Genomic DNA, 16,921 nt, shown 5'->3' with positions numbered 1-16,921 from the left:
TGGCAACTACTTCGGCTTGACTCCGTACTTCCTTTCGGCCAAGTTCACGACGAAGTCCCACGAGCGCACATTCACCGCCGCGTCACGCTGCGCCGCGCGATCGACCTTTGGGTCCGAGGAGCTTCGGCCAATGATGACGTAGGCGCGCGGGTGCGCCACCGCAAGACCGTAAAGATCTTGCAGCCGTGTGCTTTCGGCAGCGTTAGTAAGTATGTCTTGATATTCGCGCACTTGTGCAATCGCTTCTTGCACGTGAGATGTCATCATGGGTCGCTTGTGCGAAAGCCGCGTGATGGGCACATCGGGCCGTTTCAATTCGAGGATGTCCCAGAGATCAGACGTACAATCCCTAATCAAGAAATCCGGCAATCGAAGTTTGCCAGACATCGGAACACTTAGCGCGACATGAGGAATCGCCTCGTCATAGGGATCAAACAGCAAGAGTTCCGGGTGGTCTTCGAGCAGCTCCTGGTACTCGCCTTCCTTCAATCCTGGGGTGTTGATCATTTCCCGAAGGCGACGTACCAGCTCCGCCATCGAACCGAGACCTACGGGATGGCGTTCCGATAGCGCGAATTCGGAGTCGACGCCGTCGACTCTGAAGCGTTCAACGTCATCGAGCAGAACTGGGTCCACCGAATCGGACGTGATCTCCAAAGCCAGGATCATTGAGGTCGCGTCGGCTGATCGCTGGGCCCGTGGGTCGATTCGCTCAGCGTGGCGGTGGGTTCGGGACCCGCCATTCTTCTGCGAGATCGACAAGAAGCCGTTTCGAGGGTTCTCCTTGACGACCCTGTCTTCGGGCAAGTCCGTTGGCTCGCCCTTTTCGTTGCGCTCCACCTTCGCGAAGAAGTAGATGGTCTGTGGCTTACCGCCTCGCAGCGTGACCGAAGTCCTGTGCAGGTAGTATGTAACACCCTTGGAATTGGTGTGGCGGTAGGCCAAGGTTCCCCCTCGGTGGACGAGCCGTCGACCGACGATGGCGCCGCCGGGTAACGGGACTGCTCGCAGCCCGAGTCGAGAGAGTACATCCACCGGGCCCGCCGAATGAAGCGAATGTCGAGCCATGTGGGCTCCGCTCGGGTGTTTCTGCTCCGGTCATCGTCGCCCGAGCCTGGCCGGGATCCAATATGAAGATCATCGGCGCCGCGTGATCACTGGTTTCGAGTCTTCAGCGACGGCTGAGGCGTGAATTGGACCGGGAAGACAGACTTGAGGCACCCATGGGCGGTCGCCGACCGCGAAGCACCTCAATACTGTGAGAGTCACAAACGCAGTTCGGGGTACCGTCAACGGTCGCCATCAAGTCCTACGCGTCATCCGAAACGTTGCGGGCCGCAGCCGCAATCGTCAGCGAATGTCCACCCTCCAAACCTGCCAGCACCAAGCCTTCGAGGTGCCTTGTCGTGGCGCCCCGAGAGCCAATCCACCAGGTTTATGAACAGGTCGTTGTTCAAGTACCGGCGAACCGTGTCGTAGCTCAACGCGATGCCGTCTTTCGGTCCGCGAACATCTACCGACGTCGCTAGCGCGTCGTAGTAGGCGAGAGGCAGATACATGCCGCTGACCAGGTCTTGCCCTCGATCGAGCGTCGTCACCGGTCGACACAGCTTGAGAAAACAGCTGGCAGTGCTGAGTCTGAAAGACAGTGGCTTGCCGTCATACTCGACCGACTTGAATTGCCGCATACGCTCCGGCTCTCGATGCAACTGCTGGTCGGGTCGATACACCAACCGTGAAGTGTCCTTTCGCTCGCGCCGCATCGTCTTGCACTGCACAAGCACGAAGCTTTCAAGCGACTCGTTAATATAAATGAGGTCGGCTCCGGTGGTTAGTTCGAGCGGCTGACGATTGACGTTGATAATGGTTAGACGCTCGCGCCCCTTCGTAAAAACCGTTATTTCTTAAGGGCTTTCGAACTTGTCGAAGTCAAGGAACCGCATCCCGTCGAGGGCGATGGTCGTGTCTTCCGACGCCCGAACGGCGCTAAGTCCCTCAAGGAACGAACCGGAGCCATCGGGTCGAACGCCCCGTAGCTCCGTCCGTGGAATCCCCGCGATATCCAGCGCCAGCCGCACCGCATCCGCCTCCTGTGCGGCCGCCTGTAGACCACGACCTGTAAGTCGAACCGGCGCCTCCTACCCCATGAGTTGCCTTAGGTCGCGGCCAGCGACTGGGGATGTTGTCTCGATGACCTCAGCAACGCCACGAGCGGTGCCAGCCGGTAAAACACCCCCATGCCGCAAACGTGACTTGACTGCCTCGCGTTGTCGCGGTTGCAGCGAATCCAGCAACTCATCGACGGTTATCGGCCGGTCCAAGGCGGAGCGCCGGATATTGCGGAGCTTGTGCCAACCCGTCGCGATTCGCTGGCCACTCCGAGTCAATGAACCAATTTCCGTAATCCATGGTGACTCGTCACGAGTCAGATCGATCAAGAGGGCAGCCGCGTTGGCGGGCCAAACCTTCGAACCTGCCCACGTCATCGTTGTGAACGACGTGCGTCCCAAATTCGTGTCATTTTCTAGAACGGGCCCGTTAGGGACGTGCAGTCGAGCCTGCCGCACATGCGCGGCCGTGCAGCGCGCGGGACTTCGGCGGAACTTCAGTCAAGGTGACCTCGGTGACGCCTCCCAACGAGCACCCTCCCCCCGTTCGATCGGCGGGCCACCCACGACGCGCTACAACCACTTGGCGGAGCCCGTGAGCCAAATGAGTCGCTCAAATCGTCTATCAGGCAATGTCTCACGCTACGCGTGCCTAGTTCGAGTCACGTCCACTAACCGATCCATCGTCAGGCTCATACGGCCCGCCCGCGTCGGGAACATGGCATGAACGTGGAGCTTAACGAGGCCAGATCCAGTCGAGATCTGGATAGCAATGGCCGTACAACTGCGCTACCCGTCGGTCGGCCAGGCGGGTCCGTACTTGCTGTTGGGGTAATAGTCCAACGAGGCCGCCAAACTCGTTGGCAATCGCCACTCACGGACTACTTCTTCATAAATTCGCCCTAGGTTAACTGCACGCCACATCGTGCGCTCCATCCTCTCCACGAACTCATCGACAAGCCTTAGTTCCGTTGGGCGCTCTACGGTCGGTAATTGATCGCGCAACCAAAGGTACTCTTTTTGCAAACTTGTCATGGGTCCCCAATAACCTGGTCCGTGAATCGACCAAACATCGAGAGATAGGTTGGCACGAAGAAAGACCTTCAACATGGCGGTGACCTCTGGTGAGATCGCCGCTCGCCCAGTGTCTTTGAAACAGTACGAAGCGGAGTGCTCAGCGACTGTCCTCGCCATTTCATGTTGCTGATACGTAAACTGATTGAATGCTGCATAGAACTTGCCTCGCCGCGCGAGCAGCCAGAAGTACGCGAAGCTTTCGTCCGTATGATCAAGGACATTCCACGTTGGTACATGAACGCTCACCGTTCGCTGTTCCGCGTAAGTGGGATTGGCTGGCAGAAGAACCTTCGAAATATAATCATTCAAGCAGAGGAAATATACGGTGCCTTGGTCGAGGTCGGCAACAAAAAGCACCGCCGGCACTGCCGCTCCCATCGCTTCAACGGTAAGTAATTCGTCGACACCGATCTTGAATGAGAACACATCGATGGTGGACTTGCGCTCTTCATCGGGGGTGTACTCGTACTTAGCTACGTTTTTGCGCGCGGCGACCTCTTTTTTGATTGGCTTTAACCCATGCACGCCCTTAACCTGTGCATAGAAATGCTCCCCAAGGGTGTCTGCGCTTCCAGAATTGTCGGGGAGCCTATCGAATACCTCTATGTGAAGATCGAGACCGTAGTCAGGATTCAACGCGCGCACGACCCAATATTCGGGTAGTTTTTGCTCAGAAAGGTCAACGGCTTTTTTGCCCGCTATGTGATTGGCGTGCTGCCGTTTACGGTGACGGGGACTCACAGGCAGAGACTCCTCCCCGCCCGACTCTTGTTCGCACATGCGACAAGTATGACTTTCGAACTTCGCCGAGATGGGTACTAGCAGACTTGAGCAAGTGCGGGATCAATTCGACACGCCTCCGATGCGGAGCTTGCCGCTTAGCCGAACGCCAGTTCGCCAATGGCGTTGACTGTCGAACCATTGCGACCTAAGCCGACGCCGAACCCCTATGACGAGGGTTGCATCTGATTGTCACGCGAGATGCCAGTCTGAAACCCTCGGATGAGCGGTGAGTGGCCACCGTGTCACGGCCAAGCGTCGTCGAAATCGTGCAAATCGCTGGGCTGTTGGGTCGAGTACAAGCTGACGCCCCGCGCTGGAGATTAGTTTGTGGGCATGCCGATGGGGAGTCCTCGTTTCCCTCGTCGTCTGCTGTATCAAGTGGATCCTCGGACGTTGACTGCGCTCATCGAAAGTCCCCAGGTGCGCTCGTTGAGATTCCCCACCTGTGAGCAGCCGTCAGTGTAGTGGTTGTCGGGTGCCGGTGGTGGTGCGACGCAGAGTCTCGGCGGCGTCGTGGTGATCGCGCAGACGGTAGGACTGGCCGTCGAGGTTGATGACCACGGATCGGTGCAGCAGGCGGTCGAGCATCGCGGCGGCCACTGTGGTGTCACCGAGGATGTCACCCCACGCACCGACGCCGCGATTCGTTGTGATGACGATGCTGGTCTTCAAATATCGTTGGGAGACAACCTGAAACAGCGCTGACGCGGCCTCGGCGGGCAGCGGCAGGTAGCCGAGTTCGTCGATCACCAGCAGGGTGGGGCCGGCGAAGAACCGCATGGTGGTAGCCCACCGACCTTCGATCGCGGCGCGGTGGCACCGAGCGGCCAGATCGGCGGCGGTGGTGAAGTAGGTCCGGTATCCGGCATGTGCTGCAGCTCTTGCCAATCCCACCGAGAGGTGAGTCTTTCCCGTGCCGGGCGGGCCGATCAGCAGGATGTTGGTCGCCGACTCCAGATAGCGACAGGTGCCCAGTTCGTCGATGAGCTTGCGGTCGATTCCGGCGGCGGCGTCGACGTCGAAATCGTCCAGCGTGGCCGGGGTGGGTATGCAGGCGAATCGCAACCGGCCGGCGAGGCGGCGGGCGGTGCTGGCCTCGACTTCCACGGCCAGCAGCCGCTCGAGCGCTGCGGTCAGCGAGAGCCCCTCGGCGCTGGCTTCGTCGAGCACCGCGGGCAGGGCTTCGGCGCAGGCGTGCAGTTTGAGCTCGGCCAGATGCGAGCGTAGTTGTTGGTATCTGCTAGCCGATGCCGACGGCGTCTCGTCGACGTTCGTGGTGGTCTTCGTCGTGCGTGGGGTGGGGGTCACTGAAGGGTCCTTCGTTGGGCGGCCCGCTCGTAGGCGGACAGGTCGATGACAGTGGAATCGGTTGATGAAATGGAGCTTTCAGCTAGTGGAGTAGCGTCACCGTTCCGTTGAAGCAGTTGGGCGGCAGCAGCTTTGGCGGCGACGCCGGGTGGGATGCGTTCCTTGCGGCGGTGCGGGCGCCCGGTGGTGGCCGTCGCCATCGCCGCCGCCTCCAGGGCGATGACGTGACCGCTGTCGCGGACCATCACCCCGAGCCCGTCGGCGGCCATCCGATGCCGCGCGATCACGATCCCGCTCGTGGTGGCGACGTCGCAGAACTCACCCCCGACCGGATGCGAGACGACGACCTGGCTGGCGGCGAGCTCCGGTGGCACCGAGTAGCGGTTGCCGCGGTAGGACACCAGCGCCTGGCGCGACGCGGTGCGGGTCTCGGCCACGATGACCGGGTAGGCCTGCGCGGGCACCGGTTGCAGCGGCTCGGACTGGGCCAGCACCGCGACCGTGGAGCGGCCGTCGGCGGTGGCCCGTAGCCGGGTGTCACCGCGCACGCTCGCGAAGCGATCCAGACTCAGTTGAGCCTGCTCGACGGTGACGTCGTCGGCCAGGGTGCGCCACCAGCGTTGCGCGGCGGTGTGATTGATCTTCTCCACCACGCCCTTGCGGTTGCCGCGCCGCGGCGGGCAGATCGCCACCGATACCCCGTAGTGCTTGGCCACCCCGGCGAACGACGCGGTCACCCGGCCGCTGCCGGGATCGCACACCGTGGCCATCCGGTCGAACCGCCAGACTCGGGTCAGCCCGCCCAGGGCGCGGGTGATCCGGTCCAGGCACAGCACCAGATGCGGTTGATCCTCCGACCGTGCCAGAGCACCGCGCCACAAGCCCGAGTGCGCCAGCGACCCGACCAGAAGATGAGCGGTCCTGCCCCATCCCCAGGATTCGGGCGGATCGGGCAATTCCAGCCAGTCCCATTGGGTTTCATCACCCGGCGCATGCTCGATGACCGCGTTCGGACGCTGCGTCGCGGTGCGGCACGCTTCGCACACCGGGCGCAGCTTGCGGTCGCGCAGGTTGCGGGTCAGGCTCTGATACGACAGCCCGAAACCCAACTGCTCGAGTTCGTCGTGCAGGGTTCGGGCCCACAGGTGCGGGTCCTCGGTCAGCCGGGCGACCACGTAGTCGACGAACGGCTCGAACGGGTCCGGTCCCGGCCGGGCACGCACACCCGGCGTGCCGTCACCGGCCAGGTACTTGCGGACCGTCTTGCGGTCCCGGCCGGTGTGGCGGGCGATCGCCGCGATCGTCCACCCGCGTTTGCGTAGGGCGTGTACTTCCAAGTCGTCCTCCCATGTGAGCATGAGAAAGCGGGCCTCCTTCGATGGAGCTACTGGCGTCAGACACCAGCAGCTTCGAGGGAGGCCCGCCCTTCTCGGCGGAGCCACACGGGCGGGGAATTTCGATGAGCGTCAGTGAGGAATTTCAGCGAGCGCCGTCAACGTATCAGTAAGTCCATCCAACACCGCCCTCGTCTCAACGACGGCCGCGTGTGTTCGGAAGCCCGCGTCGTGGTGCCATGCGAGCCGGCACTCACGTGTGCCGGGCAACCACTTCGGGAAACGCGCTCGTGGATAACCGTTGATATCCACTAGTCGCAACAAGAGCGTGCTAGCGCCATCATCACTCCTGCCCCGTTTAGCCGTCACAACCGCCGTAGACGACGGCGAAGGGCGGCTGCGGAAGGCCAGACCGTGTGAATCCCACCCGAACGTGTGAACGGAGAGCCCTCGACGTTGGCTATCGTAAAAAGATGGCGAGCGAGGGCGGCGACAATGATGGGCTGGGACGTCCGCTACCCACGCCAGCACGCCGCTTCGGTCGACTTCCCAACCTCGATGTTGCCGTTGATTTCGACGAGCCGCTGCCTCCGGCCGAAGTAGATGCTTGGGAATGCGTGGATTCGGGCGACCAGGACCAAATCGGTGAAGTCGGAACTTGAAGGCCTGCCCGATTTCGGGGACCTCGCAAGTGCTGCCGATATTCCCGCTCGCTAGGGATTGCGTCGGTCGCTTAAGGCGATGTCGGCCAGCTCAGCCAACCATGGGGGCTGCAGTCTTCGACCTTGAAACCAGTCGTCGATGATGCTTCGTCCGATTGCCCGCAATAGTTCGTGCCGTTCAAGCCACGACTCTTCAAGAGCCTGGTTCTGACGGTCCTGATGGTCGCGGAAACGTTCGCGTTCAGAAGGCGCACTGTGCGAATAGCAATGCTGCGCAAAGGATCCTGCGCCCAGGTAGAGAGCCGTATTGGTGCACCGTTTGCCCGTCTTGGCCACGAATCCTGTGCATTCCGGTCGGTATCCGGAGAAGTTTTGCGACAGGTCTACATGCGGGAGCCGCTCAAGCTCAGCCTCTAACCGCCCTATCAGACTCTGAGCCGGAGCTCGACGCGGAGCACCTGCTTTCACGGCAGCAGCATGTCGGGCGTAAATAGCTCTGGGTCTCGACGGACCCGCGGACCACGAGGACTGGAGCGCCGCGTTCTGCAACAGCAGGCTCGCCGCCCCCCACGTGTGGCCTACGAGTCCTCGGACTGCGGTCAGGCCGGCTAGACACTCTTCAAAATTCATATCGATCTCATCTGCCACCGAAATCAGCACCAGCTCGCACTCGAGAAGAACCACTCGAAGCTTCTCCAGGGTTTCGACGCCCAACGGCGACGCCGAGTCGACTTCCGGTGCGATGCTGTCGGTCACAGTTGAGAAATGTACTACTAGTAGGGCAGCTTCGAACCCTCGGGCGCCGATTACTAGTTGGTGTGCCAACGCGACCCAGCCAAAACGATCCACAGCGGGTCTCGGCGTGGGCAGCTCACCGCCGCGCCGTCGGGGAGACTATCCGCAGCCTGCGCGTCGCCCGCGGGATGACGCAGGAAGCCCTTGCCCTGCAGTCCGGTGTCACACGAAATGTGCTCATCGATGTAGAACATGGCCGACGCGGACTGCTCTATGAGCGGCTGTTCGATATTGCCGAGGCGCTCAGTGTGCCTGCGAGCCGACTCCTCGACCCCTAACCGACGAACCTCCCGGGCTGTCCTCATTGGCGCCGCGCAGTCCGGTCGCGGACAAAGTTAGCGTCGCTTGTCCACCTAGTCGGTTGGCATCGAACACCGCTGGGCCGTGTCGCTACATCCTCCTCGCCGCTCCATATTGGCCGACGACTAACGGGTCGGGGTCGAGAGGTGACCAAGCTGCACCGGTGTCGTCACTTGTCCTCGGACGACGCCGACAGTCGACGAATTCTACTTTTTAGCATGACTTTTCGAGCTAAAGGTCGCGATCCTGGTGGACGCATCGGTGGGAACTCTCATACGCTCCATCCATCGGCTGAGGTCCCGGCCACCCTCCGAATGGGTCGGGGGCGTGCACACAGTCGGACGGACAGTGAGGAGGTGAATCGAATTGAAGAAGAATAGTTTTGACGCACTGCCGCTGCTGCTCCCTGTGCCACAGGCGGCCAAGATGCTCGGCATCAGCCGCGCTTCTGCGTACCGGCTAGCGGCTGCAGGCGAACTACCGTCGCGTCGGCTCGGCGGCCGCATCTATATCGTCACTTCAGAGCTTCGCATATTCGTCGCAGCATGAGCCGGCTCCTAGCCATCTGCCGTCTCGCAGCGGGCCGCGCGTTGGTGTCTACCACCGCATGCGGCCTTCGGCATCATTTCGCGTCTGATTGGTTGGACGGCCTCAACGGGAGAAAGAATTTGTGGTGAGCATTCAACCCGCCGTCTCCGAAGATGCCGGTTCCCAAATAGTCAAGCGTGCACGCCGTGCGGAGCCCATCACAAAACGAACGGCGACGAACGGTTCGGTCACATACGAATTCCGGGCAGACGTGGGCACGAAGCCTGACGGCACTCGGGATCGCAGGCGCTTCACTTACCGAACTCTCGCTGAGGCGAAGCGCGAATACCGCCGCATCACTACAGAAGTCGCCGCAGGCCAATATGCAAAGAAGTCAACTATCACTGTGGCCGAAGCGTGCGACGAATGGTTGGCGGGCCGCCGAGGCATCCGTAGCGTGACGTTGCAGGGCTACACCCATGACCTCGCCGCAGTACGTCGATTCCTGGGCGGCAAGAAGCTGCAGCAGTTGACCAAGGCCGACGGCGACGCGCTGGTCGACTGGATGCTCACACAGGGGCGCAGCTCACGAACGCGATCCCGTCCGGGCAGTCTCGCGGGACGCGTCGCGGAACAGATCGCGAGACACCCTGAGGGAATCTCCGCAGCAAGCCTCGCGGCTGCCTATCCGGGTGAGGATGTCCATACCTGCTTGGCAGGCCTGCTCCGAGCCAGTCGCATCACCCGGCTGCGCCGAGGCGTCTACGCCATAAAAGCAGCCAGACCAGAGGGGTCGTCTGTGCGCGGGGTCAAACCCGTAACTGTCCGCTCGACACTAACCACCTTCGGAATGGTCGTTCAGTCCTTCGTCGACCAGGGCGCACTACCGCGAAATGTCATCGCACTCGTAGAGCGCCCGGCCGATGAACTCATTGAGGACAAGACCGGTACCTCGAAATCCTGGACTCCCGCCGAGGTCCAGAAGTTCCGCGCCTCGGTACGCAACGACAGATTATTCGCCTGCTGGCTGCTCAGCTGCTACGGACTTCGCCGCTCCGAAGTACTCGGCATCCGATGGTCAGCTCTGGACGGCGACACGTTGTCGATCCGCCGGAGCCGGGTGGCAGTGGGCCGAGAAGCCATCGAGGGAATGCCAAAGTCCCGCCGTAGCCTTCGGGAACTACCGCTACCCGCCGAGCTGGCGAGCGCGCTGGAAGACCTCAAGAAGTGCCAGCAAGACGAAGCCAAAGCCTTCGGGTTTCGGTGGTCGGACGACCGTCTGGTCGCGGTACGCGAGGATGGCTCCCCCATTCGACACGAGTGGTACTCCGACGAATTTCAACGACTACGCGAACGCGCCGGCCTGCGCCGCATCCACCTCAAGGGTCTTCGCAACACCAGCGTGAGCCTGATGCTGGCCGCTGGTTTGCCGGTGCATGTCGTGGCCGCCTGGCACGGCCATGATCCGGCGGTCTCTTTGTCGATTTACTCCGACGCCCAACGCGAGGACCTGCGGGCCGCTGGCGCGGCCCTCTTTGGATAGACCTAGGCCCACTCGCGAGGGCTTGGGACACTCTTGGCCCACCGGCTCAAAATCTCCCCTTTTCCGGGAACTAAAAAACCCGCTCCGATACTGGTCAGAGCGGGTTTCTTACTGTCGGGCTGACAGGATTTGAACCTGCGACCACTTGACCCCCAGTCAAGTGCGCTACCAAGCTGCGCCACAGCCCGAGTGCCTTCCGGGATCGCCGGTAGGCGAGCGAAACTCTACCTCAGCCCCCCACTCAAATCCCAACCGCGTCATCCATCCCCCTATCGGGGTACCTACGACCGGTGAGCCAGGACACTCCCCTGTGGCTGTTCGCCGACCAGCTCGGCCCCGCCACCCACGGCGGCGAGCACGCCCACCGCGAGATCCTGCTCGTCGAGGCGACCTCGGCGTTGACCAAACGCCGCTACCACCGCCAGAAGCTGCACCTGGTGCTCTCGGCCCTCCGACACGCCCACCACGACCTCGGCGACCGCGCCACCCTCATCCAGGCCGACACCTACCTCGACGCCCTGCACCGGTTCCACCGACCGGTGCTCGTGTACGAACCCACCTCGCACGCGGCCGAGAAGTTCGTCCACAGGCTGCGCCGGCAAGGCCTCGTCGAAGACGTCCTGCCCACCCCGACTTTCGCGCTGCCCCGCAGCGACTTCCGGGACTGGGCCGGCGAGCGCACCCACTTCCGGATGGAGGACTTCTACCGCGACCAGCGCCGGCGCTTCGACGTCCTGATGGACGGCAACGAGCCCGTCGGCCACCGGTGGAACTATGACCAGGACAACCGCGAGCCGCCGCCGAAACAAGCCACCCTCGACGTCCCAGCCCCCTACAAACCCCGCGAGGACGAGATCGACGAGCGGGTCCGCCACGACCTGGACCGGATGAACCTGGACACCGTCGGGAAGGACGGGCCGCGCCTGTTCGCCGTCACCCCTGCCGAGGCGCAACGCGCGCTCAAACGGTTCATCGAACACCGACTGCCACTGTTCGGCCGTTACGAGGACGCCATCCTGGCCCAGGACTGGGCGATGTCACATTCACTGCTGTCGGTGCCGCTCAACCTCGGCGTGCTGCACCCGCTCGACGCCGTCGAGGCCGCCGAACGGGCCTACCGGGACAATCGGGCCCCGCTGCCGGCCGTCGAGGGTTTCATCCGCCAGATCCTCGGCTGGCGGGAGTACATGTGGCACCTGTACTGGCATTTCGGCCCGGGTTACACCGAGCACAACGAACTCGACGCCCGCGAACCGCTGCCGGACTGGTGGGCCGACCTGGACCCCGAGGCCGTCACCGCGCAGTGCCTGCACCACGCGCTGGCGGGTGTCCGGGACCGCGGCTGGACCCATCACATCCAGCGGCTGATGGTGCTCGGCAGCCACGCCCTGCAGCGCGGCTACCGCCCTGATGAGTTGACCGACTGGTTCGCCACTGCGTTCGTGGACGGCTTTCGTTGGGTGATGCCGACGCCTGCCCGTTCACCGCGGGCTACTGGGCCTTCACCCACCGCCACCGCGACCGGCTCGCCAGGAACATGCGCACCCGCCGGGCGGTGTCCTCGATGGACCGACTCACCGACCTGGAGGCGGTGCTGGAACAGGAATCAGCGCGCGACCGATTCTGACTCGGGATCCTGCTGCTCGACCGCGGTGGGCACGCCCGCCTCGGGAGCGAACTTGGGTGCCCGCGACACCCGCCAGGCATGCACCACCAGCGACACCCACGCGACCACGATCAGCGTGTAGATCGCCGTCGACCACGGCCACTGGATGTCGAAGAAGTGCACCAACTTCTGGCTGTTGGTGAGCACGATGACGCCACCGACGGCGGTGCCGAGCAGGGCGGGGCTGATCCGGCTGACCAGCCAGGCGGCGAGCGGCGCCGCGATGACGCCGCCCACCATCAGGCCGACGACGACCGGCCAGTTCTCCAGGAACTCCTGGCGCAGACCGACCAGGAACCCCAGCGACGCCGACAGGGCCACCAGGAACTCCGACGCACTGACCGAACCGATGACGGTCCGCGGGGCCGTCTTGCCCTGGGACAGCAGCGTGCTGGTGGTGACCGGCCCCCAGCCGCCGCCACCGGAAGCGTCGATGAACCCGCCGAACAGCCCCAGCGGCGCCAGGAACTTCACGCTGTGGCTGGTGCCCTTGGCCCCGAAGGTCAACGGAGCGCCCAGCGAGAACCGAAGCAGCACATAGGCTCCGATGCCCACCAGGATCGCCGCCATCAGCGGCGCGGCATGCTCGGTGGACAGCGAGGACAACAGGGTGGCGCCCACGAACGCGCCGACCGCCCCCGGCGCGCCGAGCTTGAGTACCAGGACCCAGTCGATGTTCTTGAACTTCCAGTGCGACAGACCCGATGCGAAGGTGGTGCCGACCTCGGCGAGGTGCACCGCCGCGCTGGCCTGGGCGGCACCCACACCGGACAGCACCAGCAAGGTGGTCGCCGTGACCCCGAACGCCATACCCAGGGCGCCGTCGACCAGTTGGGCTCCGATGCCGACGAAGATGAAGATCAGAAGCGAACGCATGGCTGCTCTCAGGGAGGGTGGCCGCCGTCAGGTGGCCGCATTGGACAGGGTGAAGGCGCGTCAGGGACGCGGACAACAACACCACTCGTCGAATGCCATCAGTCGGCGTGACGGCCAGAACTGCTCCAGGGCGTACGCGTCTGACGGTGCCGGGGCAACCCGCACACGATCAGTCATCGAACGTCCTCGCTTCCGAGCGAACAAAACTCCGATCAGCCTACACAGTCAACAATCGGTACAGCCCGATGAGTCCCACCACCACGATCACGGCCCGCAACGCGTTCGGCGACAACCGCCGGCCGTAGTGTGCGCCGAGGAACCCGCCGATCAGCGAGCCCACCGCGATCAGCCCGGCCGCCACCCAACTGATCCGGTCGAACGCCACCGCGGTGTAGGCGACCGCGGCGACGATGTTCACCAGCAGCGACAGCAGGTTCTTGGCGGCGTTCATGCGTTGCATCGACTCGGGCAGCAGCGCACCCATCGCGCCCATCAGCAGGATGCCCTGGGCGGCTGTGAAATAGCCGCCGTAGATGCCGACCGCGAACGTCGCCACCACCAGGGCGAACATCCGGCGCGACGACACGTGTCCGGGTGCCGCGTCGCTCAACTCGGCGCGGCGCTTGGCCCAGGCCTGGATCCGTGGCCCGATCATCACCAGGATCAGCGCGCCGATCAGCAGCACCGGGACGACACGGGTGAAGACCTTCTCCGGCAGGTGCAGCAGCAGCCAGGCCCCGATCCCCGCGCCGACCAGTGACGCCGGGATCTGCCAGCGCAGCCGGTCCCATTGGCCGCGCAGTTCGCGGCGATACCCCCAGGTGCCCGACACGCCGCCGGCCACCAACCCCACAGCGTTCGACATGGTCGCGGTGACGGGCGGGAATCCGAGCGCGACGAGCGTCGGGAAGGTGATCAGGGTGCCCGAGCCGACGACCGCGTTGATGGCACCGGCGCCCACCCCGGCCATCGCGATCAGGAACATGTGGAGGGTAGACACTCCGGCCACCCTACCCAGGCTGGTGCGCCCGCCCTAACCCACCGAGATCGACGAAATGGTGGGTTTCACTCGCACAAAGACGCCCGTTCGTGCGTTTGGGCGGACACGGGTCAGCGCTTCTTCGGAGCCCCGCGCTTCTCCCGGACGCGCACATTGATCCGGATCGGGCTGCCCTCGAAGCCGAACGTCTCGCGCAGCCTGCGTTCCAGGAACCGGCGGTAGCCGGCCTCCAGGAAGCCACTGGTGAACAACACGAAGGTCGGCGGACGCGAGGCCGCCTGGGTGGCGAACAGGATGCGGGGCTGCTTGCCGCCGCGCACCGGCGGCGGGGTCGCGGCCACGATCTCCTTGAAGAACGTGTTCAGTCGGCTGGTCGGGATGCGGGTGTCCCAGGACGCCAGGGAGGTTTCCAGGGCCGGTACCAGCTTCTGCACCGCACGCCCGGTCTTGGCCGAGATGTTGACCCGCGGCGCCCACTGCAGTTGCGCCAACTCGCGGTCGATCTCCTTGTCCAATACGTAGCGCCGGTCCTCGTCGACCAGATCCCACTTGTTGAAGGCCAGCACGAGGGCGCGCCCGGCCTCGATCACCATGCTCAGCACCCGCTGGTCCTGCTCGGTGAGCGGCACCGAACCGTCGATCAGCACAACGACCACCTCGGCGGCGTCGATGGCACTGTGGGTGCGCACCGAGGCGTAGAACTCATGCCCGCTGGCCTGACCGACCTTGCGCCGCAACCCGGCGGTGTCGACGAAACGCCAAGTCTTGCCGCCCAACTCGATCAGCGAGTCCACCGGGTCCACGGTGGTGCCCGCAACGTCGTGCACCACCGAACGTTCGTCGCCGGCCAGCCTGTTGAGCAGTGAACTCTTGCCCACATTCGGTTTACCGACCAGCGCGACGCGCCGCGGCCCGCCCGTGCCGCCGCGGACCTCGGAGGCCTCGGGCAGCTTCTCCATCACCGTGTCCAGCAGGTCGGCGACACCGCGCCCGTGCATGGCGCTGATCGGGTGCGGCTGCCCCAGCCCCAGCGACCACAGCGCCGCCGCGTCGGCCTCGCCGCGCTCGGTGTCGACCTTGTTGGCCGCCAGGAAGACCGGCTTACCGGAACGCTGTAGGCGTTTGGCCGCGGCCTCGTCGGCCGAGGTCGCCCCGACCACCGCATCGACCACCATGATGATCGCGTCGGCGGTCTGCATGGCCACGGTGGCCTGCTCGGCGACCTTCTGCTGCAATCCCTTGGCGTCGGGTTCCCAGCCGCCGGTGTCCTGCACGACGAACCGGCGCCCGAGATAGTTCGCGTCGTAGGAGACCCGGTCCCGGGTGACCCCGGGAATGTCCTGCACGACGGCCTCGCGGCGCCCCAGGATCCGGTTGACCAACGTGGACTTGCCGACGTTGGGCCGCCCGACGACGGCGAGCACCGGAGGCGGAGCGAACTCTTCCTCGATGGCGTCGTCGTCGAAAGAGCCGATCTCCCAGTCACTCTCGTCGGACCAGGTGCCGTCCTCGGTCATCGGCTCACTCCGGCCCGCTGCTGCACCAACTCCTGCAGATGAGCTATCACTTCCGCCTCGTTCATATCGCTGGTGTCCACGATCACCGCATCCTCGGCCGGCCGCAGCGGCGATACTGCCCGGGTGGAGTCGAGATGGTCACGGCGCCTCACGTCGGCGAGCACCGCCTCGTAGGCATCGCCGATGCCGGTGGCGATGTTCTGCACGTTGCGCCGCTGCGCCCGCACCTCGGCCGAAGCGGTGAGGAAGATCTTCACGTCGGCGTCCGGCAGCACCACGGTGCCGATGTCGCGGCCCTCGACCACCACCCCGCCGTCCTCGGCGGACAGGTGACGCTGCAACTCCACCAACCGGGCCCGCACGGCGGGCACCGCGGAAACCGCCGAAACCGCACCGGTGACCTCGTCACCGCGGATCTCCTGCGAGACGTCTTCTCCGGCGAGGAAAGCGCGGTCCTCGTCGGGGTCATAGCCGACCGCCAGGTCGACACCGTCGGCCACCTCGGCCACCCGGTGCTCGTCGGCGAGGTCCACCCCGGCCCGCAACACGGCGAGCGTGACGATCCGGTACATGGCCCCGGTGTTCAGGTAGCGCAGCCCCAGCGCGCGCGCCAAACCGCGTGACACCGTGGACTTTCCGGTACCGGCGGGCCCGTCGAGGGCGATCGTCAACTCAGCACTCACATTCCCACCGCCTGGAACAGCTCGCCGATCTCCTTGCGGGTCAGCACCCGAATGCTGCCCGGCCGCATGTCACCGAGTTCGACCGAACCGATGCTGGTACGCACCAAATCCTGAACCGGGAAGCCCACCGAGGCCAGCAGCCGGCGCACGATGCGCTTGCGACCCTCGTGCAGCGTCACCTTCACCATCGACTTGCCGGGCAGCGTGTCGACCAGCGCGAAATCGTCGACGGCCACCGGACCGTCGTCGAGTTCCACTCCGGCGCGCAGTTTCTTGCCCAACCCGCGCGGCACGGCACCGGCGACGGTGGCCAGATAGGTCTTGGGCACCTGATACGACGGGTGCATCAGCCGGTGCGCGAGTTCACCGTCGTTGGTCAGGATCAACAGACCTTCGGTGTCGGCATCCAGTCGCCCGACGTGGAACAGGTTCTTGTTGCCACGCACCCGGTGCTCCACCAGGTCGCCGACGCACGGCCGGCCCCGGTCGTCGGACATCGTCGAGTGCATACCGCGCTCTTTGTTGATCGCCAGATAGACCAGGGTGTCGTCGAGCAGCACCTTGGCGCCGTCCACCCGGATCTCCGAGTTGTCCGGATCCACCCGGGTGCCCAGCTCGGTGACGATCATGCCGTCCACCTCGACCCGGCCGTCCAGGATCATCCGCTCTGCGACGCGACGGGAGGCAATTCCCGCCTGCGACAGCACTTTCTGTAACCGAACTCCATCCGGCTCGACCATG

Annotated in this window: 15 protein-coding genes, 1 tRNA gene and 1 pseudogene; 5 read left to right on the top strand and 12 right to left on the bottom strand. The window is 64.1% G+C overall.

Annotation, left to right across the window (positions count from 1 at the left end):
• Window positions 1–6: 6 nt before the first annotated feature.
• From V4U86_RS11235 to V4U86_RS11215, 5 genes are all read right to left on the bottom strand, one after another.
• Window positions 7–945 (bottom strand): Shedu anti-phage system protein SduA domain-containing protein, encoded by a 939-nt coding sequence (locus V4U86_RS11235; protein WP_395311290.1) that lies wholly within the window; start codon window positions 943–945, stop codon window positions 7–9.
• A 371-nt stretch (window positions 946–1,316) separates the two neighbouring features.
• The gene (locus V4U86_RS11230; protein WP_395311289.1) at window positions 1,317–1,730 is read right to left on the bottom strand and encodes a hypothetical protein; all 414 of its coding nucleotides are present in this window, start codon (window positions 1,728–1,730) and stop codon (window positions 1,317–1,319) included.
• A 1,167-nt stretch (window positions 1,731–2,897) separates the two neighbouring features.
• Window positions 2,898–3,965 (bottom strand): DUF4365 domain-containing protein, encoded by a 1,068-nt coding sequence (locus tag V4U86_RS11225; RefSeq protein WP_395311288.1) that lies wholly within the window; start codon window positions 3,963–3,965, stop codon window positions 2,898–2,900.
• 459 nt (window positions 3,966–4,424) lie between these two features.
• Window positions 4,425–5,276, bottom strand: a complete 852-nt coding sequence (istB, locus tag V4U86_RS11220) for an IS21-like element helper ATPase IstB (RefSeq protein ID WP_395311287.1) — start codon at window positions 5,274–5,276, stop codon at window positions 4,425–4,427.
• A complete protein-coding gene (locus tag V4U86_RS11215) occupies window positions 5,273–6,634 on the bottom strand; it encodes a transposase (protein ID WP_395311286.1) in 1,362 nt (453 codons plus the stop codon). The genes istB and V4U86_RS11215 overlap by 4 nt, the downstream gene beginning before the upstream one ends.
• Window positions 6,635–7,083: 449 nt before the next feature.
• On the opposite strand from V4U86_RS11215, the gene V4U86_RS11210 reads away from it, so the two are divergent.
• Complete coding sequence (locus V4U86_RS11210) at window positions 7,084–7,272, top strand: hypothetical protein (RefSeq protein WP_395311285.1); 189 nt, start codon at window positions 7,084–7,086, stop codon at window positions 7,270–7,272.
• 51 nt (window positions 7,273–7,323) lie between these two features.
• Here the strand turns inward: V4U86_RS11210 and V4U86_RS11205 are convergent, their stop codons facing one another.
• Window positions 7,324–8,028 carry a hypothetical protein gene (locus V4U86_RS11205; protein ID WP_395311284.1) on the bottom strand — a complete coding sequence of 235 codons (705 nt, stop codon included), beginning with the start codon at window positions 8,026–8,028 and terminating at the stop codon, window positions 7,324–7,326.
• Window positions 8,029–8,090: 62 nt separating this feature from the next.
• On the opposite strand from V4U86_RS11205, the gene V4U86_RS11200 reads away from it, so the two are divergent.
• The 3 genes from V4U86_RS11200 to V4U86_RS11190 all read left to right on the top strand — a co-directional run bounded on the left by V4U86_RS11200 (window position 8,091) and on the right by V4U86_RS11190 (window position 10,438).
• Entirely contained in the window at window positions 8,091–8,345 is a 255-nt protein-coding gene (locus V4U86_RS11200; RefSeq protein WP_207356963.1) for a helix-turn-helix domain-containing protein, read from the top strand.
• Window positions 8,346–8,733: 388 nt separating this feature from the next.
• Window positions 8,734–8,916, top strand: a complete 183-nt coding sequence (locus V4U86_RS11195; protein WP_395311283.1) for a helix-turn-helix domain-containing protein — start codon at window positions 8,734–8,736, stop codon at window positions 8,914–8,916.
• Between the two features lie 124 nt (window positions 8,917–9,040).
• Window positions 9,041–10,438, top strand: coding sequence for a tyrosine-type recombinase/integrase (locus V4U86_RS11190; protein ID WP_395311282.1), 1,398 nt, complete (start codon window positions 9,041–9,043; stop codon window positions 10,436–10,438).
• A gap of 114 nt (window positions 10,439–10,552) precedes the next feature.
• Here V4U86_RS11190 and V4U86_RS11185 read toward each other — a convergent pair.
• Window positions 10,553–10,626: transfer RNA gene (locus V4U86_RS11185), tRNA-Pro, on the bottom strand.
• A 102-nt stretch (window positions 10,627–10,728) separates the two neighbouring features.
• On the opposite strand from V4U86_RS11185, the pseudogene V4U86_RS11180 reads away from it, so the two are divergent.
• Window positions 10,729–12,065, top strand: a pseudogene (locus V4U86_RS11180) (cryptochrome/photolyase family protein).
• Here the strand turns inward: V4U86_RS11180 and V4U86_RS11175 are convergent.
• The 5 genes from V4U86_RS11175 to V4U86_RS11155 form a co-directional block, all read right to left on the bottom strand.
• A complete protein-coding gene (locus V4U86_RS11175) occupies window positions 12,045–12,980 on the bottom strand; it encodes a sulfite exporter TauE/SafE family protein (RefSeq protein ID WP_395311281.1) in 936 nt (311 codons plus the stop codon). The pseudogene V4U86_RS11180 and the gene V4U86_RS11175 overlap by 21 nt on opposite strands.
• A gap of 217 nt (window positions 12,981–13,197) precedes the next feature.
• On the bottom strand, window positions 13,198–13,965 hold the full coding sequence (locus tag V4U86_RS11170; RefSeq protein WP_395312008.1) for a sulfite exporter TauE/SafE family protein: 768 nt from the start codon (window positions 13,963–13,965) through the stop codon (window positions 13,198–13,200).
• Between the two features lie 125 nt (window positions 13,966–14,090).
• A complete protein-coding gene (gene der / locus V4U86_RS11165; protein ID WP_395311280.1) occupies window positions 14,091–15,497 on the bottom strand; it encodes a ribosome biogenesis GTPase Der in 1,407 nt (468 codons plus the stop codon).
• Window positions 15,494–16,180: a (d)CMP kinase gene (cmk, locus tag V4U86_RS11160; RefSeq protein ID WP_395311279.1), complete on the bottom strand. Its 687-nt coding sequence runs from the start codon at window positions 16,178–16,180 to the stop codon at window positions 15,494–15,496. Before cmk ends, der begins: the two co-directional genes overlap by 4 nt.
• Window positions 16,177–16,920, bottom strand: coding sequence for a pseudouridine synthase (locus V4U86_RS11155; RefSeq protein WP_395311278.1), 744 nt, complete (start codon window positions 16,918–16,920; stop codon window positions 16,177–16,179). Before V4U86_RS11155 ends, cmk begins: the two co-directional genes overlap by 4 nt.
• Between the last annotated feature and the right edge of the window lies 1 nt (window position 16,921).

The sequence above is a fragment of the Mycobacterium sp. AMU20-3851 genome (assembly GCF_043974665.1).
GTDB lineage: Bacteria > Actinomycetota > Actinomycetes > Mycobacteriales > Mycobacteriaceae > Mycobacterium.
This window is presented reverse-complemented; position numbering and strand designations above follow the sequence as displayed.

Coding starts and splice junctions, on each gene's coding strand:
- der (WP_395311280.1), bottom strand. CDS start 15,497: ATGACCGAGGACGGCACCTGGTCCGACGAGAGTGACTGGGAGATCGGC.
- V4U86_RS11215 (WP_395311286.1), bottom strand. CDS start 6,634: ATGCTCACATGGGAGGACGACTTGGAAGTACACGCCCTACGCAAACGC.
- V4U86_RS11175 (WP_395311281.1), bottom strand. CDS start 12,980: ATGCGTTCGCTTCTGATCTTCATCTTCGTCGGCATCGGAGCCCAACTG.
- V4U86_RS11170 (WP_395312008.1), bottom strand. CDS start 13,965: ATGTTCCTGATCGCGATGGCCGGGGTGGGCGCCGGTGCCATCAACGCG.
- V4U86_RS11225 (WP_395311288.1), bottom strand. CDS start 3,965: ATGTGCGAACAAGAGTCGGGCGGGGAGGAGTCTCTGCCTGTGAGTCCC.
- V4U86_RS11155 (WP_395311278.1), bottom strand. CDS start 16,920: ATGGTCGAGCCGGATGGAGTTCGGTTACAGAAAGTGCTGTCGCAGGCG.
- V4U86_RS11210 (WP_395311285.1), top strand. CDS start 7,084: ATGGCGAGCGAGGGCGGCGACAATGATGGGCTGGGACGTCCGCTACCC.